Below are 24,682 nucleotides of genomic sequence, written 5' to 3'. Positions count from 1 at the left end.
TCAGACCAAATTTCCTGTGGCTCTTTAAATCCAATTTCTCAGGGATGTTGCCTAAATTTTAATTCTACCTTTATTTTTTGGTATTGCATCAATATTTTCAAAGAACTTTTTCTTTCTGTATTCTGGATTGTAAACGGCTTTAACACCATTTATTCTCTCGTTGCTCAAAACATTTTTGGCGTAAGAGTTTGCAAAGATATATACTGCTTTCCAAACCTCCAAATCAATTCGCCAATTTTTCAAAAAAATTTCCTGGCGATTTTTGCCTTGTTTTGAATAACCCGAACATCCTTGGACATTCTTTATTAATCACGCTTTCCTCGTTCGTAAAGCGGGTGCAAAATAAGTGCTATTTTTTTCCATCTCCAAGCATTTTCTGCAATCCATTGTATTAAAAAATGTAAACCGACTGATTATCATAGCCAATAAACCGTAAAACACCACTCAACTTTATGCCAAAAGTTCCCAATTTATCATCATTTATAGTACCTTTGTGCCGCATTTGCTTCAATTTGAAGCCTGCCCAATCATCCATTTAATTGAAAACAGCATTTCATGAATCATAAATCCGGCTTTGTTAGTATCGTAGGCAACCCCAATGTGGGTAAATCTACCTTGATGAATTTATTGGTAGGTGAACGCTTGTCCATTATTACCGCCAAAGCACAAACGACCCGCCATAAAATACTGGGCATCGTCAATAAAGAAGCATACCAGATCGTTTTTTCTGACACGCCAGGCGTATTGGAGCCCAACTACAAGCTTCAGGAGTCTATGTTGAAGTACAGCAAATCGGCATTGGTGGATGCCGATGTTATATTATACCTGACAGACACGGTGGAGACCTCCATAAAAAATGAATCTTTTATTAATGAGGTCAAAAACGCGAAGGTGCCAGTCTTGGTCGCCATTAACAAAGTAGATTTGACCGAACAGGTGCAGTTGGAAAAACTGGTAGCCACCTGGCAGGGATTATTACCTGCAGCGGAAATTTTCCCTATTTCGGCCCTGCGCAAATTTAATGTGGACCGTTTAAACCAAAGAATCATTGAGCTCATCCCCGAATCACCCCCGTTTTTCGACAAGGAAGCCCTGACGGACAAAACAGAGCGATTTTTCGTCTCCGAAATAATTCGGGAAAAAATACTTCGCTACTACCAGAAAGAAATCCCCTATTCCGTTGAAGTCGTCGTGGAGGAATTCAAAGACAAGGGTAGCCGGGTTGATATACATGCCATTATTCATGTGGCCCGGGATTCACAAAAGGGCATTATCATCGGCCATCAGGGCAAAGCGCTTAAGAAATTGGGAACTGAAGCCAGACGGGACATCGAGACCTTTCTGGCCAAAAAAGTATTTTTACAGCTGTTTGTAAAAGTCTCCAAGGATTGGCGGAACCAGGACAACTTTTTAAAGAACTTCGGATACGATCAATAACAAACGCACCAGGAAGTGCCAAAACGTATTTGAAGCAACAACAAACTTTCAATTAGAAATTCAAGAACAAAATGGGAAATATAGTCGCAATCGTAGGACGTCCGAATGTTGGAAAATCTACACTGTTTAATCGTCTTACGGGTCAGCGCCACGCTATTGTGGATGAGATGAGCGGGGTAACCCGCGACCGCTTATATGGAAAAGCACACTGGAATGGCATCGACTTTTCGGTCATTGATACCGGAGCTATGCCATCAATTCAGAAGATATTTTTGAAGAGGCCATCAGGGAGCAAGTCATGATTGCCATTGAAGAGGCCGACATTCTATTGTTTGTGGTAGATGTCACCACCGGAGTAACCGACTATGACGAAATGGTGGCCGAAGTCATCAGAAGATCCCGAAAAAAAGCCATTGTGGTGGTCAACAAAGTGGACACCAACGACCGGGAGCCGGAATCGGCCTATTTTTACTCTCTGGGACTGGGCGATCTTTTCAGCATCTCCTCCATCAACGGCTCCGGAACCGGTGACTTGCTGGATGCATTGGTCGGGATGCTACCTGAAAAAACGACCATATCTCTGGAAGAGGAAGAACTGCAATTGCCACGTATCGCCATTGTGGGACGGCCCAACGCAGGTAAATCATCTTTGGTAAATGCCTTAACGGGCGAGGACCGTAATATCGTAACACCTGTATCGGGTACGACGCGCGACAGTATATATACACGATTCAATAAGTTTGGACACGACTTTTTGCTGGTGGATACCGCCGGTATCAGAAAAAAGACCAAAGTACACGAGAATCTGGAGTTCTATTCGGTGATGCGCGCCGTCCGTGCCATTGAAAATTCGGATGTTTGCATCCTCATGATTGATGCCGTGCGTGGTTTTGAAGGACAGGATCAGAAGATCTTCGGCCTCATAGAGCGCAACCGAAAAGGGATCGTCGTCGTTGTCAACAAATGGGATTTGGTGGAGAAAGATAACAATACCACCAAAGCCTTTGAAGCAGACATTAGAGAAAAGACAGCGCCCTACGTGGACTATCCCATCATCTTTACTTCGGCCTTAACCAAGCAACGTCTTTTCAAAGCGCTCGAGGAAGCCGTGCGCGTCAACGAAAACCGGACACGACGCATTTCAACTTCTCAACTGAACGAATTTATGCTGCCCCTCATTGCCAGTATTCCGCCGCCGGCCACCAAAGGGAAATACATTAAAATAAAATTTGTTACCCAATTGCCCTCCAATCCCCCTTCGATTGCCTTCTTTTGCAACTTACCGCAGTATGTTAAAGAGCCCTACAAGCGCTTTTTAGAGAATAAAATCAGAGCCAAATGGGATTTGACCGGGGTACCCATCAATATTTTCATGCGCAAAAAATAGCCAGACTATCACTATTTTTTCTTATTTTTACTAATTCTAAATAAGGATAATTATGAGGATACATGCCCATATGAAAATGGCCGATTTGGTGCACCTCAATTTTGAGGTTTTAGCTGTTATTCAGCGTCTCCAAATCCCTTTTGGCTTCAAAGACAAATCGGTTCAAACCATTTGCGAAGACAACAACATCCATGTAGAATTCTTTTTACAATTGGTCCAATGGTTCAATGAGCGTGAGAATTTTCCGCAGGAGCAATTGATGCAAGGCAAGGCAGAATGGCTGGTCAACTATTTGCACCATACGCACCAATGTTATTTGCACTACCAAATTCCCCGAATTGAGAAGGAGATTGAGGATTTGGAGCAGCTGCCTGGTCTGTCAGACCAGTCGGCCCACCTGATGGTTAATTTTTTCAGGGAATACATGCGGGAATTCACGGCCCACATTGAGGACGAAGAAAACACAACCTTTCCCTACATTTTAGCGCTTTCAAAAACCCTTTCGGGGCAAATGGACCAAAAAGCGTTTAACCTGCGTTACCAAAAATATTCCATTGATAAATATCTGGATCATCACAGTGATTTAGAGGAGAAGATTTTTGATTTACAAAGCATTCTCCTGAAGCATTTACCGCCCCCTTCCAACAATTGTCATTTCACCAACTTGCTTTTAGAAATCAACCGATTGGGCAATGATTTAAAAGACCATACCCTGCTGGAAGAAAACGTGTTGATTCCGAAGGCCAGGCAAATGGAGAAGGAGCTTAAAACCAAATCATTCAACCAATAAGCAGTACCTCATGGTTAGAATCTTAGTAGCGGAGCAATCCTATCTTCTCAGGAAAGGATTGACACATATATTAAGGCAATTCCCGGAGGTAGGGGAAATTGAAATCCTGGGCTCTCACCTGGGGATTGAGGAGGTGATCCATCATTTTGAACCCGATTTACTCATCATCAATTCAAGCATTGCCGCTTCATCGAATGAGGAAGCATTAAGCCGGCAACTACCTGACACCTGCCATGTGCTCCACATCATCAACACCTTACTTCCACCGGGTGCACCCGATAATCAACTGTCGATCTATGACTCAAAAGTCAGCCTGACCGATAAAATATCGAATACGATCAAGGCGATCAGCGAGACCAAAAACATGGAAGAATCGGAAGAATTAACGCCTCGTGAAAAACTTATTCTCAAACATGTTGCACTGGGTCAAACCAACAAAGAAATTGCTGCTGTTCTGTTTATCAGCGCCCATACAGTTATTTCTCACCGAAAAAACATTACCCGAAAACTGGATATAAAGAGTGTTTCCGGCCTCACAGTTTATGCCATTCTAAATGGGATAATTAATATGGAAGACATATCTTAGCAGTCAGGAATAAACCAAAATCATTTTATGTCCACTACCAGACTTACGGAATCAGCTACTGCCCCGTTCACCGAACGTATTATCGCCGCGTTCATTGATATCATTATTGTAATCGGGCTCTGCTTTTTTCCGCGTGTTGGCTGGATGATAGGCATTATTTACCACTTGACCCGAGACTCGATGCCTTTTTTGTACGGACAAAGTTTTGGCAAACATCTCATGCAGATAAAAGTCATTGCTCTGCCACAAAAAACCTCCCTGACCCGGTATCCCGAAAAGTCCATCATCAGAGGGTTGGTGATGATGATTCCCATCCTAAACATTATTGACATCTGGTATTTCCTGACCAAGGGCTATCGACTGGCCGATAAATGGGCAGAAACCACGGTGGTGCGTCATGTTAAGGACGATGACTCTGAAGGGATGGACGGAAGCTCCACATAAAACACAGATCCAAGTCCCTCCTCCGTTTCAAACCAGATACGACCACCGGCATTTTCAATGACCCGCCTCGATATGGCCAGCCCAAGCCCCATTCCGCCCGTCTTTGTGGTAAAGCTGGGAACAAACAAGTTGTCCCGAATAGCATCAGGAACACCCTTTCCATTGTCTTTAATTCCTACCACCACTTTATCATCCATCCGTCGGACGTCAATTTCAACGAGGCCATCCCGGACTGCCGGGATGGATTGAATGGCATTCTTAATCAGATTATTAAACACGCCCAGTAGTTGCTCTCCATCTGCCCTGACCATGACATGCTCCCCGGCATGATTAATGAGATGAATGGGAACATTTCCTGAATCACCAAACAGGGTGCGACTGGTCTCTATTTTATCAATAATATTCACCGCTTCCGATTTAGCAGTGGGCATTTGCGCAAACTTGCTGAACTCAGAGGCGATGCTTGAAAGGCTATTAATTTGCTCGATCAAAGTGCCTGTCACACGATTCATATAACCATCAAAATCCTCTACCTTATCGTTCCATGCACGCTGCAGAAACTGGATGTTTAGCTTCATGGGGGTCAAGGGGTTCTTAATCTCATGGGCTATTTGTTTCGCCATTTCACGCCAGGCCAATTCACGTTCCGTCTTGGCCAACTTCCCGGCACTGACAGCGAGTTCATCCACCATTCTGTTGTATTCAGCCACCAATCCACCAATCTCATCTTCCCCTTTATAATCAATTTTATCATTAAACCGATCTAATTTAATCTGAGAAATCTTGCTTTGTAACAAAAGCAAAGGACGGGTAATTTGCCGGGAAAGAAATACCGCTATACTAATGACCAGGAAGGTGAAAATCAGATAAAAATTAACCACGGTAACAATCACCGAGGAGATCTCATCACGCAATTCATTATTCCCGACAAAATAGGGTAGATTAACAAAGCCTGAGAGTCGGTTATCCCCATCCAGGAGCGGCACATAAAAAGAGATGTAATCCAACTCTCCTATCCGCTCTTCATCCAGATACCTGACAGCATCGGTATAGGCCAGATTATAATAAGCACGCGGATTCATCTGATAACCGGCTAAACCATTCCTGAACAACTCTGGTCGTGAGGATCCCAATAACATCCCATCCACGCCATAAAGATTAATGTCAGAATAAAACACATTGGAAATCATCTGGAGCTGATAGTTAAGATAATCGTCCGGACTGGAAGTCACCGGTCCGTCCAGTCCAATTTTATATTCCAATTCCAGCATTATGGACTGCGCTTTATTTTCCAGCAATTCAAGATGCTTTTTTTCAAATTGCTGAACCGTGTAATAAACGGTTCCGATGGCGACAATAATTAGCAGCACCAATAATAAGAGCACAAACACCACCTGAATGCGCTTTTGAATGGACACATTAAAGGAGAATCCGGCAGAACGCCATTTCATCCACAAAATCAGAAGGGCGCCAAAAAGAAAAAAGAAGATAAAAAGGAGGGAGAAGGTCATTAAAATATCGGAGACCTCATAATCCTGCTTGCTTAAGACAATGGTAACGTTTGGCTCAGGCTGATACACCAAATGCGCGTACTGCCCTTCCTTAAAAAAAACTTTGCTGTTCAGTACCGGTTGATAAAAGTGGGATTCATTTTTATAATGGTAATCACCGGATCGTTTGACCAGTCGGCCATTCAAATACTTGGCATGAGAGTAACCCTCCAAAAGGCGCATACGAGCCCTGTCCCGGTCACTAACCAGCAATTCCGGATACCCCAAACCTTCGAAGAAAGGTTTGGAATTCAACTCTATAAAAAGTGATGTTTCCCTTTTCGGGTCGTTGGGGAAGAAACGAAAAATCCCAAAATACGACACCCGTCCATTTTGATTGTCCAGATAGTGAAAATGATCACTTCCCGAAATGGCATAACCATAGGTATCCAGCATCTCAAAAAAATAGCTGTAGCAATTCCTTACATCCTGGGTATCTTCAATGTATAAATCACCCTGAGGCCAACAAGGAATAATCTGCAAATCAAATCGTCCCCAATATCCATAAAAATAAAACTTAACCAGATGATTGCGAACAATATCGGCATCGATTTCCGGTTGGGCCAGCAAGCGCATGAGCGTGACATCGTTGGACAACTGCTTTTCTATCTCCGCCAAATAAATTTCAGCCATAGGATCCTCATCACGCATCAATTGAAACGACAAATTCTCAATAAGCAACTCCCGGTTGGACTCCTCCTTCTTTATGGTCATGTCCATCATGACCATGCCCACATATAGGGCGAAAAAGGCTGCCACCCATAAAAAAGTGGTGTAAGACAAGCCATGTTCCAGATTACGTCCCGAAAAAACGAGCAGCCCGCCCATGGCGAGAAAAAAGAGAAAAGCCCAATCGCTGTCTCCGATACCAACGCCTCCAAACAACAGTCCATTTAGAAAGGCCACCAAAACCATCCAAGCAAAAATCTTCCAACGCTTAAAATGGACCAAAAACATCAGGCAGACCCGCTCCATCAAAAACAGAAAAGACAGCAACAAGAAGCCGACCAAAAAATATCTGGCCACAATCACGATATCTAAATCAATGACCCTTATGAGGACCAAACCACCCGAGGAATGCTCTGCCAGCAAATAAAAGAGGTGATTGATAAATATCAAATACCAGGTAGTAATCAACAGAAAAAAACCCAAAGCCACAGAATGCCTGACCTTCGATGACCCCACATGATTAAAGACGGGCGGAAGTCGGAAAAACTTAAAGAACCAGAACAGAATCGTAAATAAAAAAAACGAGAACAATAAAAAATGTCCGATAGAAGGCAGAAAGTCGGACATGGCAAAATGCATGGGAGAAAAAAGTTCACAATCTCCCATTCCACTAATGCCTGCTTCCCAAATTAAACCATAAAAAAAGAGGGCAAAAATGAAGGATGAAAACAACCAGATAAGATTGCCCCACCTGCTTCTAAAAAATGTTTGCTGAAAATGGTACAACCAAATCCAAAGGACCACCAAAGACAAGAGCAAAAACAAATTGCTCAATGGGGCCATCATGCTGACCCGTGAATGGCTGCTGGCCGATATAAAACTGAATAAATAATTCCCTTCGGCATCATTGATCTCGACACTTTCATCAGAGGGCTCCCTGCTAATCAATACCCCCGGGGCCAAATCAAAAGGCTCTGGAAAGCCATTCTTTAAAAATTTATTTTGATACAAATATTCTTGTTTGAGGGGACTAAAGGCGACCAGTAAAATATCCCCTTCCTGTCGGGAAGCCGTCAAATACCACCCATTTTCGAGTCGGACCAGGGCTTGTTTAAAATACTGCGGATTAATCCCATTGATCGGTAACAGGTGGTTATTCCAGCCGACCAGCTCATATCCCTGAAAAACCAACAAGTCGAAATCCGTCCCTTTTAAAGAGTCCAGGCTTTGCCACAAGTGCTCATGAGAAATAAAAGAAGCCACGGGCATCTCATCCACATAGGCCTGCATGCTTTGGCGTACACTTTGTATGGCTTTTTCAACATTTGAAACTGAAAATCCTCGTTCCGGCTGATTTATTGAAACATGACGCGCCAAAAAACCAGAACCCAGAAGAAGAATAAAAAGGACCAATTGCAGAATCGAATATCTGAGCGACTTAACCATTAAAGCATATTAAAAGTGTAATATATCGAATTTAAGGCATCCCCTTGCAATAATTGTGCTAAAATACGAACGGAAAATAAGCACGCCTGATCATCCATGGACCGAATTGGCCCCTCCGTTTAAAAATATCAATCGTGGTGATAGGGCTCATTGTTCAAAATAGAATGGGCCTGTAAAGCTGTTCCGCAAAAATCAACCGGACCATCTGGTGGGAATAGGTCATTTTGGATAGACTGATTTGATAATCTGCCCGTTGATAAACGGCATCAGAAAATCCATAAGCGCCTCCAATAATAAAAAACAACCGCCGAATGCCTGCCAGCATCTGTTTTTGGACAAAAACAGAAAATTCCCGTGAGCTCATTTGACGCCCCTTTTCATCTAGCAAAACCAGAATATCACCCCCGGATAATTGCTTTAAAATTAACGCTCCCTCTTTATCTTTCAAAACCTTCTCAGGCATAGACGCTCCCCGCCTGATATCCTGAATGACAATGGGTTCAAATGGCGCATAGCGCGCAATACGCTTATAATATTCCTCCACTCCGGCATTCAGCCAGGCATTATCGGTACGGCCAATCATAACCAAATAGGTCTTCATCTCGTATAAATGTTTAAAGTCTGCAAAAAACGAAATTAAGCCACCCGTTCCAAATTAATGGTGCAGTTTTTGTAGATTGATAAGCAAAGAAGCCAGTCAACCCATGCACAAGTGTTCATTTTCAACAAATTAACCATATGATATTTAACTTTTACAACCGACACTAAACCTTATTGTCATGAAGACCTTTAAATTAATTTTGCTAAGCAGTGTATTCATGGTCATGTCGCTCACCTCAGGCATGGCGCAAAACGAAGGCAAGCTGCCTGAGGCGATAAGCAATGCGACACGCAACGGAGATGCCATGCTTTAGCCGCCTATTTTAATGCCAAAATTGAATTGGTATTGCCTGACAAGTCGGGTGTATTCAGCAGAGAACAGGCCCAATTTCTGATCAAAGATTTTTTTGACAAGCATCCGCCTACCTCCTTTCAAATTATTCACCAGGGCGAAAGAGAAAATGCTACCTTTGCCATTGGTCGGTATAATTATAACCAAGGCCAATACCGACTCTTGTTTTTAACCAAAAACAATGGTCACGAAACACTCATCCATCAATTAAGAGTTGAAAAGCAAGATGAATAGAGACTTACTCAAAACATTTGTTGAAAACGCATTAAGAGAAGACATAGGAGACGGCGACCACTCATCCATGGCCTGCATTCCTGAAAACGCCACCGGAAAAGCTCAGTTACTGGTCAAAGAACCCGGCGTATTGGCGGGTGTTGAAGTCGCCATAGCCATATTCAGAGAAATTGAACCGGGTATTAAAACAGAACAGTTGATAAAGGATGGGGCCGACATACAACCCGGTGATGTCGCTTTTACCGTGGAAGGTACAACCAGAACTTTGCTCAAAACAGAACGCTTGGTTTTGAATGTAATGCAACGAATGAGCGGTATTGCCACGCGCACCAGGGAATATACAGACCGATTGAAGGGCTTACCGACTAAAATTCTGGACACCCGCAAGACCACACCCGGGATGCGCATGCTTGAAAAAGAAGCCGTACGCATAGGTGGAGGGGTCAATCACCGCATGGGCTTGTACGACATGATTATGTTAAAGGATAACCACATTGATTTTGCCGGAGGGATTGAAAAAGCCATATTGGCCGTTCAGGCCTATCTTAAAAAGCTGGGGAAGAACCTCCCAATTGAAGTAGAAGTGCGCAGCATGGATGAACTCCGGGAAGTGATGCGGGTGGGGGGTATTCACCGAATCATGCTCGACAATTTCAGTCCCGAAGAGACCCGTGAAGCTTTAAAAACCATTAATGGGGCCTTCGAAACCGAATCGTCGGGAGGCATTACGCTTGAGACCTTGCGCGACTACGCCGAAACCGGTGTCGATTACATTTCGGTGGGCGCATTAACGCATCACATAAAGAGTTTAGATCTAAGCCTGAAAGCCATTTAGTCTAGGGTAATAAAACGCCAAACACTGCGTTACTCTCGTTTTTGAAACAGTCATTTACGAAAATTTTATTCCGAAACAAATAAGTTTTGGCATCGGAATCTCACTTCGTTCGAAATTCTTGGTTTCAAAACTTTGAAAGCCATGTCTTTGGCGCCTTCTTACCATAGACGGAAATTTTAGCAGTTTTCTTATTGACACTATAAATAGCATTAGGAAAATAGAAGCACCTTTTAAAACCTGATTTTTATCACCCGTTAAAAATGCAACAAACAGCTGTATATCTGAATTTTAAACACACAGCCTAAAAAAAATATTAAAAAAACGCTTGGAATTTATAATTGCATTACGTAAAATTGCAAGACAATTAGAGAAGAAACATGGTACAAATCATTCGCAACAACAATTGGTGGTGGCACACTTCAGTCCTTACATACGGGAGATGAAGCGATGCTCTTTTGTTCTGTTGCGAAGCAGAAAATAAAAGAAAGGCTTGTCGGACTCCCGACAAGCCTTTTTTGTTTTACCCCAAACAGCAACCATTATATTATAAACCATAACAACCATGAAAACATATCCCATTCAAGTACATTGCCAGCGCATACCACCCCATATTGGAGACGTGGTAACACCAGTCAGCATCTATCTGACCTTACGCGACTTGTACCCCAATACCATTCTTCTGGAAAGCTCCGATTACCACGGAAGTACCAATTCCCTGTCCTACATCTGTTTTGATCCGATGGCCGATTTTTTGGTAGAAAACGAAACCGTGACCTGTCGCTTTCCGGACAACAGTCTGGAAACCACCCAACTTCCCGCCAGTCGGCCCCTGGTAGATCTCATGCAACAATTTATTGACCGGCTAAAGACCGAAAAAAGCGACTGTCCGGTATCGGCTTCCGGACTGTATGGTTATACCACCTATGATGCCGTCAGGTATTTTGAAGATTTGAAACTGGATATCGACCCCAACGCACCTCACGCCATTCCCGATGTCCGCTACCACCTCTACCGCTCCGTCATCGCCTTTAACCACTTCACCAACCAGCTCTATTTGGTAGAACACCTGATGGAAGGCGAAAACAGTCAGGCAGACACCCTCCTCAACATCCTTAAAAACAGAACGGTTCCTTCTTTCAGATTCTCGCCCATCAGCGAAGAAACCTCATCGCTGAGCAATGAAGATTACAAGCAAATGGTCAATAAAGGCAAAGAGCACTGCTTTAGAGGAGATGTTTTCCAAATAGTTCTTTCCCGCCAGTTTGCGCAACCTTTTAAAGGGGATGAGTTTAATGTTTACAGAGCCTTGCGACACGTCAACCCTTCTCCCTACCTGTTTTTCTTTGACTACGGGAATTACCGCCTGTTTGGCTCCTCACCCGAGAGTCAGCTAGTCGTCGATAAGGCGTTGCCACTATCAATCCCATAGCGGGCACCTTCAAAAGAACAGGGGATGATATGAAAGACCTAAAACTGGCGGAGGAATTGGCGGCAGATCCCAAAGAAAATGCAGAGCACGTGATGTTGGTTGATCTGGCCCGAAACGACTTAGGACGCAACTGCACCCAGGTCAAAGTTAAAACCTATAAGGAGATTCAGTATTACAGCCATGTATTGCACATGGTTTCGGAGGTCAACGGCCAATTAAAACCGGAATCGACCACGCCTCGGGTCATGGGCGACACCTTCCCGGCAGGCACCCTTTCAGGTGCGCCCAAATACAGGGCCATGGAACTGATCAACAAGTATGAGCCCCAGCAAAGAGGGTACTATGGGGGTTGTATCGGACAGCTCGGACTGGATGGCAGCTTCAATCAGGCCATTGCTATACGGACTTTTCTGAGTAAAAACAACACCCTGTTTTATCAGGCAGGTGCAGGCGTTGTTTCTGAATCGGTCGACGAGAATGAATTGAATGAAGTCAACAACAAACTGGGCGCCCTAAAAAAGGCCATTGAGCTGGCCAAAGATTTTTAAAACCCACCATCCAAATTGTATAGAAAAAAAACGGATAGCGTAAGCCACTCGAACAACAGACCTAAAACTTAAATAATTTATTCTCAAATGAAAATATTAGTCCTCGATAATTACGACTCCTTCACCTACAATCTGGTACATTACCTGGAAGAACTGACAGAGATACAAGTAGAAGTCTTCCGCAACGACCAGATAACCGTGGATCAGGCAGCTGCCTACGATAAAATAGTTCTTTCACCCGGTCCGGGCATCCCCAGTGAAGCAGGCATTTTAAAGTCACTCATTGAAAAACTGGCCCCCACACACAGCATTCTGGGTGTTTGCTTGGGCTGTCAAGCCATCGCTGAAGTGTTTGGCGGCTCCATTCTAAACCTCTCCAAAGTCTATCATGGCGTGGCGACCCCGGTAATGGTAAAGGATGAATCAGAAATTCTTTTCAAAGGGCTGCCCGACAACTTTTTGGCAGGACGCTACCATTCCTGGGTGGTGAATGAAAAAGACCTGCCAGCTTGTCTGAAAATAACGGCCTACGATGAGCAGGCACAAATAATGGGCATCCGGCACACCGAATATGACGTGCGCGGGGTACAATTCCACCCGGAATCCATATTAACAGAGCATGGAAAAAAAATGATTCAAAACTGGTTAAACGGATAATTATTCTAACCATCCATTATAAAATATTAATCTACAAAGATATGCTGCAACCCACACTAAAAACCCTGTTCGACTATCAAACCCTGACCCGCGAACAGGCGCGCGAAATATTGGTCAACATCACCAATGATGTTTACACCAAATCAGAAGTCGTCGCATTTCTATCGGTCTTTATGATGCGATCCGTAACCGTTGAAGAACTGTCCGGCTTTCGGGACGGACTATGGGAACTGAGAAAGCCGGTGGACCTATCGGGTTACAACACGGTTGATTTATGCGGAACCGGAGGTGACGGCAAAAACACTTTCAACATTTCCACTTTGGCCTCCTTTATTGTGGCCGGTGCCGGCATTAAAGTGGCCAAGCACGGTAACTATGGCGTCAGCTCGGGATGCGGCTCCTCCAACATGCTGGAATCACTGGGCTATCAATTCACCACCAACAACGATCTGTTGCGAAAGCAACTCGACAAGGCGGGCATTTGTTTTTTACACGCCCCCCTGTTTCACCCGGCTATGAAGGCGGTCGCTCCCATTCGACGGGAATTGGGCATCAAGACCTTTTTTAATATGCTGGGACCTCTGGTTAACCCGTCCAATCCGACCAGTCAGCTGGTGGGCGTATTTGACCTGGAGCTGGCACGTATCTACCAATACCTTTTTCAACAAGACAATAAACACTTTGCCATCATTCACAGTACCGATGGCTACGATGAGATTTCACTGACGGCCCCCTTTAAGGTCATCACCCAGAGTGGTGAAAAGCTCATGACCGCCAAAGAGTTGGGACTACCCGCCAACACACCGGAGTCCATTGCCGGGGGACACGAGGTAGAGGAAGCGGCCAAAATATTCTCCGATATTATTGAAGGGCGCGGCACCGCATCGCAAAAAAATGCCGTGATTGCCAATGCCGCCTTTGCCATTCAGAGCAATCAACCCCAAAACAGTCTGGAAGACTGCCTGTCCATGGCCCGCGAATCACTTGAATCGGGCAAGGCCAAAGAAACCTTAAAGACCCTTTTGGCCACTCAGAACTAAAAACCAGCATTCAATAATTAAGCAAAACCAACCATGAACATACTGGAAAAAATCGTGGCCCGAAAAAAAGAAGAGGTGGAGGCCGCCAAAGAAAAGGTTTCTTTGAAGCAACTGCAATACTACAGGCACTACCACGATAAAGTGCCCTCCTTCCGCGAAAGCATTTTAAGTGCAGGGAGCAACGGTATTATTGCCGAGTTTAAGCGCCAGTCGCCCTCCAAAGGCGCTATCCATGCCGGCGCCACTGTTGACGACATCATTCCGGGCTATGCCAAAGCCGGTGTTTCAGGCATTTCCATACTCACCGACACCGACTTTTTCGGGGGCCACAACAACGACTTAACCAGGGGGCGCGACCTGTGTCAGTTGCCCATTATTCGCAAGGAATTCATCATTGACCCCTACCAGGTTTACGAAGCCAAAGCCATTGGCGCCAGTGCCATTTTGCTGATTGGCGCCATCCTTAACCGCCAGCAGGCTTTAGAATTGGCCTCTCTGGCCAATTCACTGGAGATGGAAGTGCTCTTTGAAATTCACGACGAAGCAGAACTCGAACTGCTCAACAGCTACATACAGTTAGTGGGCATCAACAACCGTAACCTCAAAACTTTTGAAGTGGATCTGGAGCAATCCATTCGCCTGGCCGCCCAATTACCAGGCGATATGGTTCCCATTGCCGAAAGCGGCATCGGCTCGGCCGAAGCCTATTTCCACTTGCGAAGCGCTGGTTTTAAGGGATTTTTGATGGGCGAGTACTTTATGAAGGAAAAAAATCCGGCAGCCGCCTGTCAGACCTTCTGTGAAAAAATCAAAGAAAAAACATCAACCCTGTAAATATGCTGATAAAAGTTTGCGGCATGAAATATGCAGCCAATATAGCTCTGCTAAGTCCGTTGAAGCCGGACTTTATGGGATTCATTTTCTATAAAAAATCGCCCCGTTACGTGCATGGCCTATTACCCCCGGCTGTTGTTTCAGATATTCCAAAGCCCATTAAAAAGACCGGCGTATTTGTCAATGCCACCCAAGAAGAAATTCTAGCCATGGCCGATTTGTATCAACTCGATGCCATTCAGCTGCACGGACAGGAGTCGCCGACCTTGTGCCAGGACCTCAAAGACTTGGGCTATATCGTGCTCAAAGCTTTTCACCTGAAAAATGAAAACGATATGGCGGCCACTTCCCCATATGAAGGTGCCTGCGATTTTTTTCTGTTTGACACCCCCTCCTCGGCACATGGCGGAACCGGTCAGAAATTCAGTTGGCAACTGTTGGAGGCTTACCAAGGCACCTGCCCCTATTTTTTAAGCGGGGGCATTGGTCCGGATGACGCGAAAACCCTTAAAAACCTATCAACCATTCAGCCCATGGGCATCGATATCAACAGCCGCTTTGAACGGGAACCCGGACTTAAGAACATCGGGGCCATTCAAACGTTTATAGAACAATTAGAGCTTCCCAAATAAACTAAATATAAAATAAACCAAATATATCACACCCATGTTTCATCCCAACGAAAAAGGATTTTACGGTCAATATGGCGGGGCCTACATTCCGGAAATGCTCATCCCCAACATAGAGGAACTTAAAAAGAATTATCTGGAGATACTTGAATCCGAAACCTTTCAGAAAGAGTATCACCTGCTGTTGAACGACTATGCCGGGCGTCCTTCGCCCTTGTTTAAGGCTCAGCGCTTGTCGGACAAGTACAACACCAACATCTGGCTCAAGCGTGAGGACCTCAACCATACCGGCAGCCACAAACTTAACAATACCATTGGACAGATACTGCTGGCCAAAAAGATGGGCCGGCAGCGGATCATTGCTGAAACCGGGGCCGGACAGCATGGTGTGGCCACGGCCACCGTATGCGCCCTCATGGGCCTGCAGTGCATCGTATACATGGGGCAGACCGACATGGAACGCCAGGCGCCCAATGTGGCACGCATGCGCATGCTGGGGGCAGAAGTACGTCCGGCCCTATCGGGCAACCGTACCCTCAAGGATGCGACCAACGAAGCCCTGCGCGACTGGATTGCCAATCCTACCGACACCTTTTACCTGATAGGCTCAGTGGTGGGTCCACATCCCTACCCCGATATGGTGGCGCGCTTACAGGCCATTATCAGTCTGGAAATCAAGCAGCAGCTTAAGCAGAAAGTCGGGACAGAACTGCCCGACTATGTCATTGCCTGTGTAGGTGGCGGCTCCAACGCAGCAGGCAGTTTCTACCACTTTTTGGAAGATGCGTCCGTCCGGCTGATTGGCACGGAGGCGGCCGGACTGGGGGTTGACTCGGGAGAGACAGCTGCTTCTATGGCCTGCGGAGATATTGGGATCATTCATGGCAGCATGACCTACCTGATGCAAAACGAAGACGGGCAGATCACGGAGCCCTATTCCATTTCAGCGGGACTGGACTATCCGGGTATTGGTCCCCTGCACGCCCATTTAAAAGACAGTGGCAGGGCCACCTATATGCCGGTGACCGACGAAGAATCGTTGCAAGCCGCCTTAGAACTAACCAGATTGGAAGGCATTATACCCGCCCTGGAATCGGCGCATGCCCTGGCGGTGTTACCCAAAATGAATTTTAAACCAGGCGACCAGGTGGTCGTGACCGTTTCGGGACGTGGCGACAAAGACATGAAGGCCTATATGGAATATTTCAAACTAACTGAATAATGAACCGACTCAAAACACTTTTGGATACAAAGAAAGATCTGCTTTCGATCTATTTCACGGCAGGCTTTCCACAATTGAACGATACCAATACCATTCTCCAGGCCCTTCAAAAAGCAGGGGTCGATTTTGTAGAGATTGGCATGCCTTTTTCGGACCCGCTGGCGGATGGCCCTGTCATTCAGAAGAGCAGCACACAGGCATTGGCCAACGGCATGAGCCTTCAGGTCCTGTTTCAGCAATTGGCCGACATGCGACAAAGCATTACCATGCCGGTCATTTTGATGGGCTACCTCAATCCGGTATTAAAATTTGGCATGGAGCGCTTCATCGACCAATGCGCAGAAGTGGGGGTGGATGGACTCATCCTTCCGGATTTACCCTATGAACTCTACCATGAAAAATACCGCGACCTCTTTGAAGCCCGCAACATCAGCAACACCTTTTTGATAACTCCGCAAACACCTTCCGAGCGTGTCCAAATGCTGGATCAAAATGCCAAAGGGTTTTTATACATGGTTTCCTCGGCGGCAGTAACAGGCGCTACCACCGGCCTGAATCAGTTCCAGCTGGATTACTTCAACCGAATCAATGCCATGAAACTCAACTCACCCAAAATGGTGGGTTTTGGCATCAGCGACCGCAGCAGTTACCGGCAGGTTTGTCAATACGCCAATGGGGCCATTATTGGAAGCGCCTTCATCAAAATGCTGGAAGAAAGCAAGGATCTCACGGTCGACATTAAAAACTTTGTCGCTTCCATCAAGGGCTGATAATTGAATAATCCAGACCGATGATGTAGCATAAAGCTTATTGACAAAAACGGCTGCCCATTAAAGGCAGCCGTTTTACTTGATATTTAACAAACCTCAAACAAATACTAATCTTCATTCTGCTCAGACTCATAGGCTGCCAGTAACTGCTCCTGTACTTCAGGCGGCACTTTTTCGTAGCTGGCATATTTCATGGTGTAAGAAGCACGACCACCGGTAATGGAACTTAAAGAAGTCGAGTACTTATTCATTTCCTTAAGCGGCACTTTGGCTTGATAACCTCAAAACCCTTTTCACTGCTCATACCCTCAATAATGGCCCGGCGTCCCTGCAAATCACTCATAACGTCCCCCATGCGATCACCAGGCACGCGCACTTCCACCTCATAAACCGGCTCCAGAATTTTGGGCCCGGCCTCTTTAAACGCAGTCCGGAAGGCATTTCGTCCGGCCAACTTAAACGAAATTTCATTGGAATCAACCGGGTGCATCTTGCCATCATACACACATACCCGGATATCACGTGCATAAGAGCCGGTTAAAGGGCCTTCTTCCATCTTCTCCATTAAGCCTTTCAAAATGGCCGGCAAGAAACGTGTGTCAATGGAACCACCGACAATACAGTTGCAGAAAATCAGTTTCCCACCCAGGGCAAATTAACTTCCTCCGTTCCCCGAACGCTCATTTTAAATTCCTGTCCGTTAAACTTATAAACCGTGGGTGCAGGCATCCCCTCGTGATAAGGCTCAATAACCATGTGCACCTCACCGAATTGCCCGGCACCGCCGGATTGCTTCTTATGGCGGTAATCGCTCGCGCCTGTTTGGTGATGGTTTCCCGATAAGGAATTTTCGGATTATGAAAAGTCAAATTCAGTTTGTCGTTGTTTTCAATCCGCCACTTCATGGTGTTCAGATGAAACTCTCCCTGTCCGTGAACAATGATCTGCTTCAATTCCTTAGAATACTCCACCAGAATGGTCGGATCTTCCTCATGAATGCGGGTCAATATTTCGCCCAACTTCTCTTCGTCCCCCTCATTCTCGGGTTTAATAGCTATACGGTACTTCGGGTCGGGATACTTAATGGCGTCAAAGATGTAGTTACAACCTTTGACATTGAGTGTGTGATTGGTTTTTGTTTCCTTTAATTTAACGGTGGCACCAATATCCCCGGCCACCAATTCAGAAACCTTCTGGCGGTTATTACCGGCCACACAATACAATTGGGACAAGCGCTCCTTGGCATCCCTGTTCATATTAACCAGATCATCGCCCTCTTTGACTTTACCCGACATCACCTTGAAATAACTCACCTCACCCAAATGCGGTTCAATACTGGTTTTGAACACAAAAATAGAAGCCGGGCCATCGGCATCGGGTGCCACCTCAACATTGTCCTTCGTTACCGGCTTGGGCATTTCAGAAACAAATGGCACAATATTCCCCAAAAATTCCATTAAGCGACGAACCCCCATGTCTTTTTCTGCCGAAACACAAAAAACCGGAAACAAATCACGGGCCACCATACCTTTTCTTATACCCCTTCGCATTTCTTCCTCATCCAACGACCCTTTTTCAAAGAAGAGCTCCATTAAGTTTTCATCGTTCTCAGCAGCGGACTCCACCAAAGCGTTGTGCAGTTCATCTGCCTTCTCCTTTTCACTGTCAGGAATATCCAAAACCTGAGGTTCACCACCATTGGGTCCCCACTGATACATTTTCATTTTTAGTACATCCACTACCGCATTAAAATCGGGTCCGGCATTCACAGGGTACTGAACCAGAACGGCCTTTTTGCCGAAAGATTCATAAACAGATTCGATCGTAGATTCAAAATTGGCCTTTTCATGATCCAATTGGTTGGCCACGAAAATGACAGGCTTATTGTATTTTTCGGTATAGCGAAACAGGTTCTGGGTACCTACCTCCACCCCACGCGTAGCATTGAGCAACATCAGTGCAGTATCTGTCACATTTAATGAAGTAATGGCACCATTTATAAAATCATCCGCACCGGGACAGTCAATAAAATTCAGTTTCTTACCCAACCATTCAGTATACAAAACAGACGAAAAAACCGAGTAGCCGTATTCATGCTCTACCCGGTTATAATCGGACACTGTGTTCTTACTATCAACATCGCCTCTCCGGCTAACCACCCCACCCTCGAAAAGCATTGATTCGGCCAGGGTGGTTTTTCCCGAGCCGCTACTACCAAGGAGTGAGATATTTTTGATTTGATCGCTTAGATATACCTTCATGGTAAAACATTTAAAAAGGTTAATAAATGAATGTCAGTAAAACTCTAATAATAAGGGCACACCTCCAAAATTAATAATATTCTCTAAAGATACAAGTAAGGAAGCGTTAAAGTTGCTTGACTTTTTTTGAATATTTTTATGTTTTACAACTCAAACATTAAATTTCATTTTGTCTGTTGAATATATGGCAGGTTCTTACTAAATTGAGGAAGAAACTAATCTACCAACTATGCACTTATTAGGTAAGGCCGCCAAATTAAAAATCATTGTTGGCGAAAACGATCTGGTATACCAACGTCCTTTGCATGAAGCCATCGTTTTTGCCGCCAAAAAATATAAAATCAGTGGCGCCACTGTTACAAAAGGCGTTTTAAATTATGGCGCACAGAGCATCCACCAAAGCGTCAAGATTTTTGCACTTTCAAATGACCAGCCCATGGTTATAGAGCTGATTGACTACCGTGACCGCCTAACGGACTTTGCCGGCATCATCAGCAAACTCATGAAAAAAGCGGGGGCGGGAGGCATCATTACCATTGAAGAAGTGGAAGTGCTTTATTACGATGCCGGACAATAAAGCAAGCCTTCCAATAAAATGACCTTGTTCGGTTACCGCGACCGAAGACACTCAAGCATCACCAAAAATTTTAATACCTTTGCCCAAAACCAAAGAAGTTGAAACCAGAATATTTCATAGCAGGCAAGATCAATTCCGGTGGTGTATCAGGAAAAAACTTTGCGGGTCCCGTATTAAAAGTCGCTGTAGCCGGAATCATTATAGGCATGGTCGTCATGATTCTGTCACTGGCCATTGGCAACGGTTTTAAGAAGGAGATACGCGAAAAAATCATTGGTTTTGGCAGCCACATTCAGGTGGTCAACTATGACTTTAACTTCAGTTATGAATCCAACCCCATCATACACGATGCCCAATTGGTGGAATCCATTAAAGACATTTCCGGTGTTTTAAATGTGCAACGCTTTGCTACCAAGCCGGGACTTATCAAAACGGATGATGAAATGCAAGGGGTTGTTTTAAAAGGAATCGGTTCAGATTACAACGCCTCCTTCCTGGAGTCCATACTCACCCGTGGCCAACTGCCGGACATCCTAAGCGACCAGCCTTCTACGCATATTTTAATTTCTGAAACCCTCTCACAGATGTTAGGCATTGAGGTGGGTGACGACATCTTCATGTACTTTTTCCAGGATCAAATCAGAGCCAGGCGTTATACCATTTCCGGCATTTACAACAGTCACCTGCCCGATTTGGACAAACTCTACGTCATAGCAGACATTCGACAAATTCAAGGCCTTAACAATTGGAGCGACGCGCAAATTGCCGGGTACGAGATCATTATTGATGATTTTGACCAGACCGACCAAAAAGGGATCGCTGTTTACGATGTGACGGCAGATTACATTTCGCCGGATGGCCATTTATTGCGCACACAAACCATTCGACAGACCCAACCTCAAATTTTTGGCTGGCTCGATTTACTCGATATGAATATTGCAGTTATTATTCTGCTCATTGTGCTGGTAGCGGGATTCAATATGATTTCCGGACTTCTGATTCTCATTCTGGAGCGCACCAATATGATTGGTATTCTTAAGGCCCTTGGAATGGCCGACTGGCCCCTACGCCGAATTTTTCTTTACTTAGCCACCCGCATCGCTGCCAGAGGGCTCATTTGGGGGAACATTATTGGCATTTCCATTGCAGTCGTACAAAAGCAATTTGGTGTATTCGAGCTGGATCCGGCCAACTATTTCCTCAGCACTGTTCCCATCATGCTCACCCCGCTTCATCTTTTGTTGCTTAATCTGGGGGCCGTCCTGGTCATCTTTTTAATGATGATTGGGCCGTCCTATCTGGCCGCCCGCATTTCTCCTGTCAAAGCCATACAATTTGAGTAAGCTGACTGATATCGAACAGCTACTGTCCGATATCGAACGCAATTCATGAAACCTCCATTCTGTCTTTTTAAAACGGGAAGTTTCGCCCATGACCGGAGGCCACATCCCGAAGCCAGGAAACCTACACAGACCTCTAAAAACCAACCACTTAAAAAACAATATTCCAAAAACACAAAAAATATCTGCCCCAGCGCCCGGGAAAAAGGCATTTATGGCATGCTTTTTATAATAGTAAGTATAGGTTTAGATTAGTAATGGGACAAAAAAGCCACATCTTCAAACGTGAAGAGTGGCTTTTTTATTTACTCCGGGCTACAACTATGCATCGAAATCCTTAAATTTACACTGGGAAACACTATAAATTTTAACCAAGGAAAAGCAGTTGATATGTTGTCATGGAAAACATCCTTACGAAATGCACTTCAGCCTCCACTGCCGGGCCTAAAGGCACAGGAGAAAATGGCACCATCAGAGCGCTTAAAGCGCTACAATTCGAGTGACACTTCCGAAGCCATTCAAAGCAGCGTGCTCATCCTGTTATACCCATCGGATCAGGGGCTCAAAATCCCCTTTATTCAACGTCCCCTCTACCAGGGCCCGCACAGCGGGCAAATCAGTTTGCCTGGCGGAAAACGGGAGAAAACAGATAAAGATAATTGGGATACCGCTTTACGAGAAACCCGTGAAGAACTGGGCATCAGCACGGAATCGGTGGAATACATCGGGGAACTCACACAAATCTACATCCCCAACAGCCACTTTCATGTGTCCCCCCAGGTGGGTTACATCCACAAGAATTTGCGATTCAATCCCAGTCCCTTTGAAGTTTCCGAAGTCATCGAGCCAGCGCCCATCAACTATTGACACAGCCTTTCCAAACCAAAAAAATTCATCACATACAAGGCATAACCATCGAAGCCCCCTATTATGATGTCCATGGCAAGCACATTTGGGGTGCCACTGCCATGATATTAAGTGAATTAATTGAAGTCTTTAAGGCCAGAGCCCCCTTTTGGGCTAACGCATTACGTTCTTGTAATGCTCATACCTCTCCAGAATCTCTCTGACATAGTGATAAGGCTCCTCTCCACGGCAGTAACCAAATTCAACCACGGGATCATTGTAGTACTTGGGATTGGACTTATTAAGAATAAAATAATCCACATTGTCATCCCAGACCTTGGCATCTTTTCCATTTTTTTCAGCCAATCTCATGGCATCCAAAACATGCCCGATACCCACGTTGTAAGAAGCTAAGACAAACTTTAAACGCTCCTCCGGATCTTCAATACGCAGCGCCATGCGACCATCCAGCCATTGCAAAAGTTGCATACCTCCCCGGATATTCTCCCGCGGGGAAGTGATGGCCTCCACCCCAAATCTATTGGCCGTCTGCGGCATCAATTGCATGAGTCCCAAGGCCCCCGCCCAGCTCTCGGCATCGGGTATGAAACGGGATTCCTGATAAATAATAGAGGCAATCAGTCGCCAATCCCAATCATAGGTTTCACTTTCTTCCCGAATCAATTCATCATAGATCGAAACCTGTCCACCCTTAATGGAATGAAAGCCGGCATCCACCAAATGGATGGATCGTTTATTGAGAAAATATTTCTGATAAATGCGACGGTAACGAGCTGTTTTGGTAAATCCAACCATCCAGTTATTGACCGCATTAAGCAATTCAGGGGCATTTTTATTGACAGCCCAGGCCTGTTTCTGAGGAAAACTAATCGCCGTGGCCACATCCAGATTCGGATAAAAATTAAGATTGACCTTGGCCAGACTCTCATCGCATACCGTGTAAGGAATTTCACCCTCAGCGACCAATTCGATGAGTTGTTCCACCTCATAATCCGGGATCTCCACAATATGAATACTGTCGCCGATTTCGTCTGCCAAATTCCTTAGTCTTTGCACAAAGGCAGATCCCTTTTGCACATAGATGCTCTTTCCGGCCAAATCCAGCTGATTGCGAATCAGGGAATTGAACTTAATATTCATATCCCCTTTCTGGTCAGGCGTATAAGCTTGCTGCACCAGTACCTGGCGACTAAAACTATGTGGTTCCGTAAAGGCCACATGATTCTCCGTTTCTCTGGTTACAGCCAGACTGCTGGCAATAATATCGAGTTGACCATTCTGAAGTGCCTCAAAATTAGCTTGCAAGTCATTGCTAACGGTCACTTCCAGTTTGACATCCATAAAATTGGCAAACTCCTGAAGCATTTCAAATTGATACCCCATTGGTTGCCCTTTATAGACAAAGTAATTGGTTGAATTATAATTGGTCACGACCCGAATTTTTCCACTTTCCAGAATCTTCGGCAAATCAGGCACTTCAATAAGGATCTCATCCTGTGTCTTTTTTCTATCCCCCGACTGCTTGCAACCAACTACTCCCAACACCAACAAAAAAAGAACTGCATAGTAGATTTTTCCCATATCTGTGTTTTAAATAAAACATCTCCCTGCCATCAAATGCAGATTCCAAATTTAAGCAGAAATTTGGTACCAGCAACCTGTCCAATTAATCATAAAAATTCCACGACACGCCAAATCGCAGTCCGGAAGGGTTTGCCGGATAAAAGGGTGTCAAAAAATAATCATTGGAAGGCGTCCCCTGATTCACATGATCCATTTTTATAAATATGCGGGCCCGCTTCAACTGCATATTAAGAAAAACATCCACAAAAGGATAATCGCCCACCTGCCGGTAATTTTGGGCATAAAACTGACCGGTGGCAGGCATATAAGCCGGCGCATACCAGGGGGAACTGTATCTTAAATCAAAGCCCAGCTGAAAAAACAAGACCTTAAACAGTTTATTCTGATAATAATTGGAGCTAAATACCGACCATTCGGGTAAAGGAATAATATCCTGATGACTACTCACCTGATAAAGCAAGGTATTGCGACTATGAAAACCCCCCAATGAAAAGTGCTTGGACAACTTAAATTCAATCAATGATAAAAAGGCACTGGTTTGCTCTGGCAAAGCCTGCCGGTTCCAAAAAACATAATCATTGATAAACCGTCCTT

26 protein-coding genes and 1 pseudogene are annotated in these 24,682 nt (G+C 45.0%); 21 read left to right on the top strand and 6 right to left on the bottom strand.

What is annotated here, in order from left to right:
• The 7 genes from JCM15548_RS24185 to JCM15548_RS13830 form a co-directional block, all read left to right on the top strand.
• On the top strand, positions 1-276 hold a 276-nt coding region (locus JCM15548_RS24185), incomplete at its 5' end, for a hypothetical protein (protein WP_227625823.1).
• 279 nt (positions 277-555) lie between these two features.
• On the top strand, positions 556-1,437 hold the full coding sequence (gene era / locus JCM15548_RS13850; RefSeq protein ID WP_062126558.1) for a GTPase Era: 882 nt from the start codon (positions 556-558) through the stop codon (positions 1,435-1,437).
• A 71-nt stretch (positions 1,438-1,508) separates the two neighbouring features.
• Positions 1,509-1,739: a GTPase gene (locus JCM15548_RS24180; RefSeq protein WP_227625822.1), complete on the top strand. Its 231-nt coding sequence runs from the start codon at positions 1,509-1,511 to the stop codon at positions 1,737-1,739.
• On the top strand, positions 1,736-2,824 hold the full coding sequence (der, locus tag JCM15548_RS13845; RefSeq protein ID WP_227625821.1) for a ribosome biogenesis GTPase Der: 1,089 nt from the start codon (positions 1,736-1,738) through the stop codon (positions 2,822-2,824). The genes JCM15548_RS24180 and der overlap by 4 nt, the downstream gene beginning before the upstream one ends.
• A 52-nt stretch (positions 2,825-2,876) precedes the next feature.
• A complete protein-coding gene (locus JCM15548_RS13840; protein WP_062126556.1) occupies positions 2,877-3,614 on the top strand; it encodes a hemerythrin domain-containing protein in 738 nt (245 codons plus the stop codon).
• Between the two features lie 10 nt (positions 3,615-3,624).
• The gene (locus tag JCM15548_RS13835) at positions 3,625-4,200 is read left to right on the top strand and encodes a response regulator transcription factor (protein ID WP_062126554.1); all 576 of its coding nucleotides are present in this window, start codon (positions 3,625-3,627) and stop codon (positions 4,198-4,200) included.
• Positions 4,201-4,227: 27 nt separating this feature from the next.
• Positions 4,228-4,644 (top strand): RDD family protein, encoded by a 417-nt coding sequence (locus tag JCM15548_RS13830; protein WP_062126552.1) that lies wholly within the window; start codon positions 4,228-4,230, stop codon positions 4,642-4,644.
• On the opposite strand, the gene JCM15548_RS13825 is transcribed toward JCM15548_RS13830, so the two are convergent.
• Together JCM15548_RS13825 and JCM15548_RS13820 are read right to left on the bottom strand one after the other, a co-directional pair.
• On the bottom strand, positions 4,596-8,309 hold the full coding sequence (locus tag JCM15548_RS13825) for a sensor histidine kinase (RefSeq protein WP_062126549.1): 3,714 nt from the start codon (positions 8,307-8,309) through the stop codon (positions 4,596-4,598). The two genes, JCM15548_RS13830 and JCM15548_RS13825, sit on opposite strands and share 49 nt — an antisense overlap.
• A 154-nt stretch (positions 8,310-8,463) precedes the next feature.
• Entirely contained in the window at positions 8,464-8,910 is a 447-nt protein-coding gene (locus tag JCM15548_RS13820) for a 23S rRNA (pseudouridine(1915)-N(3))-methyltransferase RlmH (RefSeq protein ID WP_227625820.1), read from the bottom strand.
• A gap of 178 nt (positions 8,911-9,088) precedes the next feature.
• On the opposite strand from JCM15548_RS13820, the gene JCM15548_RS25665 reads away from it, so the two are divergent.
• The 11 genes from JCM15548_RS25665 (at position 9,089) to trpA (ending at position 17,459) form a co-directional block, all read left to right on the top strand.
• Positions 9,089-9,223, top strand: coding sequence for a hypothetical protein (locus JCM15548_RS25665; protein WP_262487069.1), 135 nt, complete (start codon positions 9,089-9,091; stop codon positions 9,221-9,223).
• Between the two features lie 32 nt (positions 9,224-9,255).
• Positions 9,256-9,495 (top strand): DUF4783 domain-containing protein, encoded by a 240-nt coding sequence (locus tag JCM15548_RS13815; RefSeq protein WP_062126546.1) that lies wholly within the window; start codon positions 9,256-9,258, stop codon positions 9,493-9,495.
• Entirely contained in the window at positions 9,488-10,330 is an 843-nt protein-coding gene (nadC, locus tag JCM15548_RS13810) for a carboxylating nicotinate-nucleotide diphosphorylase (RefSeq protein ID WP_062126543.1), read from the top strand. Before JCM15548_RS13815 ends, nadC begins: the two co-directional genes overlap by 8 nt.
• Before the next feature lie 562 nt (positions 10,331-10,892).
• Positions 10,893-11,759 carry a chorismate-binding protein gene (locus JCM15548_RS25660; RefSeq protein ID WP_262487068.1) on the top strand — a complete coding sequence of 289 codons (867 nt, stop codon included), beginning with the start codon at positions 10,893-10,895 and terminating at the stop codon, positions 11,757-11,759.
• A 29-nt stretch (positions 11,760-11,788) separates the two neighbouring features.
• Positions 11,789-12,307, top strand: a complete 519-nt coding sequence (locus JCM15548_RS25655) for a chorismate-binding protein (protein ID WP_262487067.1) — start codon at positions 11,789-11,791, stop codon at positions 12,305-12,307.
• Positions 12,308-12,394: 87 nt separating this feature from the next.
• Positions 12,395-12,964: an anthranilate synthase component II gene (locus JCM15548_RS13800; protein WP_062126540.1), complete on the top strand. Its 570-nt coding sequence runs from the start codon at positions 12,395-12,397 to the stop codon at positions 12,962-12,964.
• A 41-nt stretch (positions 12,965-13,005) separates the two neighbouring features.
• Positions 13,006-14,004: an anthranilate phosphoribosyltransferase gene (gene trpD, locus JCM15548_RS13795; RefSeq protein WP_062126536.1), complete on the top strand. Its 999-nt coding sequence runs from the start codon at positions 13,006-13,008 to the stop codon at positions 14,002-14,004.
• 33 nt (positions 14,005-14,037) lie between these two features.
• Positions 14,038-14,838, top strand: a complete 801-nt coding sequence (trpC, locus tag JCM15548_RS13790) for an indole-3-glycerol phosphate synthase TrpC (RefSeq protein ID WP_062126533.1) — start codon at positions 14,038-14,040, stop codon at positions 14,836-14,838.
• A 2-nt stretch (positions 14,839-14,840) separates the two neighbouring features.
• A complete protein-coding gene (locus JCM15548_RS13785; protein WP_062126530.1) occupies positions 14,841-15,470 on the top strand; it encodes a phosphoribosylanthranilate isomerase in 630 nt (209 codons plus the stop codon).
• A 34-nt stretch (positions 15,471-15,504) separates the two neighbouring features.
• Positions 15,505-16,689 carry a tryptophan synthase subunit beta gene (trpB, locus tag JCM15548_RS13780; RefSeq protein WP_062126527.1) on the top strand — a complete coding sequence of 395 codons (1,185 nt, stop codon included), beginning with the start codon at positions 15,505-15,507 and terminating at the stop codon, positions 16,687-16,689.
• Entirely contained in the window at positions 16,689-17,459 is a 771-nt protein-coding gene (gene trpA / locus JCM15548_RS13775; protein ID WP_062126524.1) for a tryptophan synthase subunit alpha, read from the top strand. The genes trpB and trpA overlap by 1 nt, the downstream gene beginning before the upstream one ends.
• 107 nt (positions 17,460-17,566) lie before the next feature.
• Here the strand turns inward: trpA and JCM15548_RS24175 are convergent.
• Positions 17,567-18,048, bottom strand: a pseudogene (locus JCM15548_RS24175) (hypothetical protein).
• 91 nt (positions 18,049-18,139) lie between these two features.
• Positions 18,140-19,720: an elongation factor G gene (locus JCM15548_RS13770; protein ID WP_227625819.1), complete on the bottom strand. Its 1,581-nt coding sequence runs from the start codon at positions 19,718-19,720 to the stop codon at positions 18,140-18,142.
• A 229-nt stretch (positions 19,721-19,949) separates the two neighbouring features.
• Between JCM15548_RS13770 and JCM15548_RS13765 the strand changes: the two genes are divergently transcribed.
• The 3 genes from JCM15548_RS13765 to JCM15548_RS13755 all read left to right on the top strand — a co-directional run bounded on the left by JCM15548_RS13765 (position 19,950) and on the right by JCM15548_RS13755 (position 22,504).
• Entirely contained in the window at positions 19,950-20,297 is a 348-nt protein-coding gene (locus tag JCM15548_RS13765; protein ID WP_062126521.1) for a DUF190 domain-containing protein, read from the top strand.
• A 98-nt stretch (positions 20,298-20,395) separates the two neighbouring features.
• The gene (locus JCM15548_RS13760; protein ID WP_062126518.1) at positions 20,396-21,640 is read left to right on the top strand and encodes an ABC transporter permease; all 1,245 of its coding nucleotides are present in this window, start codon (positions 20,396-20,398) and stop codon (positions 21,638-21,640) included.
• A 387-nt stretch (positions 21,641-22,027) separates the two neighbouring features.
• Positions 22,028-22,504, top strand: coding sequence for an NUDIX hydrolase (locus JCM15548_RS13755; protein WP_227625818.1), 477 nt, complete (start codon positions 22,028-22,030; stop codon positions 22,502-22,504).
• A gap of 153 nt (positions 22,505-22,657) precedes the next feature.
• On the opposite strand, the gene JCM15548_RS13750 is transcribed toward JCM15548_RS13755, so the two are convergent.
• Together JCM15548_RS13750 and JCM15548_RS25650 are read right to left on the bottom strand one after the other, a co-directional pair.
• Complete coding sequence (locus tag JCM15548_RS13750; RefSeq protein WP_062126512.1) at positions 22,658-24,085, bottom strand: MltF family protein; 1,428 nt, start codon at positions 24,083-24,085, stop codon at positions 22,658-22,660.
• Between the two features lie 85 nt (positions 24,086-24,170).
• A complete protein-coding gene (locus JCM15548_RS25650) occupies positions 24,171-24,638 on the bottom strand; it encodes a putative porin (RefSeq protein WP_062126509.1) in 468 nt (155 codons plus the stop codon).
• Positions 24,639-24,682: the final 44 nt, after the last annotated feature.

Source organism: Geofilum rubicundum JCM 15548, from assembly GCF_000974365.1.
Taxonomy (GTDB): Bacteria; Bacteroidota; Bacteroidia; order Bacteroidales; family Marinilabiliaceae; genus Geofilum; species Geofilum rubicundum.
Note: the sequence above shows the minus strand (reverse complement) of the source record. Positions and strands in the feature narration are given on the sequence as shown.

Excerpts from the sequence above, each read along its gene's own strand:
- JCM15548_RS13840 (WP_062126556.1), top strand. The coding sequence starts at position 2,877 with ATGAGGATACATGCCCATATGAAAATGGCCGATTTGGTGCACCTCAAT.
- trpD (WP_062126536.1), top strand. The coding sequence starts at position 13,006 with ATGCTGCAACCCACACTAAAAACCCTGTTCGACTATCAAACCCTGACC.
- JCM15548_RS13750 (WP_062126512.1), bottom strand. The coding sequence starts at position 24,085 with ATGGGAAAAATCTACTATGCAGTTCTTTTTTTGTTGGTGTTGGGAGTA.
- JCM15548_RS13835 (WP_062126554.1), top strand. The coding sequence starts at position 3,625 with ATGGTTAGAATCTTAGTAGCGGAGCAATCCTATCTTCTCAGGAAAGGA.
- JCM15548_RS25655 (WP_262487067.1), top strand. The coding sequence starts at position 11,789 with ATGAAAGACCTAAAACTGGCGGAGGAATTGGCGGCAGATCCCAAAGAA.
- JCM15548_RS13820 (WP_227625820.1), bottom strand. The coding sequence starts at position 8,910 with ATGAAGACCTATTTGGTTATGATTGGCCGTACCGATAATGCCTGGCTG.
- trpB (WP_062126527.1), top strand. The coding sequence starts at position 15,505 with ATGTTTCATCCCAACGAAAAAGGATTTTACGGTCAATATGGCGGGGCC.
- JCM15548_RS13785 (WP_062126530.1), top strand. The coding sequence starts at position 14,841 with ATGCTGATAAAAGTTTGCGGCATGAAATATGCAGCCAATATAGCTCTG.
- JCM15548_RS13770 (WP_227625819.1), bottom strand. The coding sequence starts at position 19,720 with ATGAAGGTATATCTAAGCGATCAAATCAAAAATATCTCACTCCTTGGT.
- trpA (WP_062126524.1), top strand. The coding sequence starts at position 16,689 with ATGAACCGACTCAAAACACTTTTGGATACAAAGAAAGATCTGCTTTCG.
- JCM15548_RS13755 (WP_227625818.1), top strand. The coding sequence starts at position 22,028 with ATGTTGTCATGGAAAACATCCTTACGAAATGCACTTCAGCCTCCACTG.
- trpC (WP_062126533.1), top strand. The coding sequence starts at position 14,038 with ATGAACATACTGGAAAAAATCGTGGCCCGAAAAAAAGAAGAGGTGGAG.
- JCM15548_RS24180 (WP_227625822.1), top strand. The coding sequence starts at position 1,509 with ATGGGAAATATAGTCGCAATCGTAGGACGTCCGAATGTTGGAAAATCT.
- JCM15548_RS13825 (WP_062126549.1), bottom strand. The coding sequence starts at position 8,309 with ATGGTTAAGTCGCTCAGATATTCGATTCTGCAATTGGTCCTTTTTATT.
- era (WP_062126558.1), top strand. The coding sequence starts at position 556 with ATGAATCATAAATCCGGCTTTGTTAGTATCGTAGGCAACCCCAATGTG.
- JCM15548_RS13765 (WP_062126521.1), top strand. The coding sequence starts at position 19,950 with ATGCACTTATTAGGTAAGGCCGCCAAATTAAAAATCATTGTTGGCGAA.
- nadC (WP_062126543.1), top strand. The coding sequence starts at position 9,488 with ATGAATAGAGACTTACTCAAAACATTTGTTGAAAACGCATTAAGAGAA.
- der (WP_227625821.1), top strand. The coding sequence starts at position 1,736 with ATGATTGCCATTGAAGAGGCCGACATTCTATTGTTTGTGGTAGATGTC.
- JCM15548_RS13800 (WP_062126540.1), top strand. The coding sequence starts at position 12,395 with ATGAAAATATTAGTCCTCGATAATTACGACTCCTTCACCTACAATCTG.
- JCM15548_RS13830 (WP_062126552.1), top strand. The coding sequence starts at position 4,228 with ATGTCCACTACCAGACTTACGGAATCAGCTACTGCCCCGTTCACCGAA.
- JCM15548_RS25660 (WP_262487068.1), top strand. The coding sequence starts at position 10,893 with ATGAAAACATATCCCATTCAAGTACATTGCCAGCGCATACCACCCCAT.
- JCM15548_RS25665 (WP_262487069.1), top strand. The coding sequence starts at position 9,089 with ATGAAGACCTTTAAATTAATTTTGCTAAGCAGTGTATTCATGGTCATG.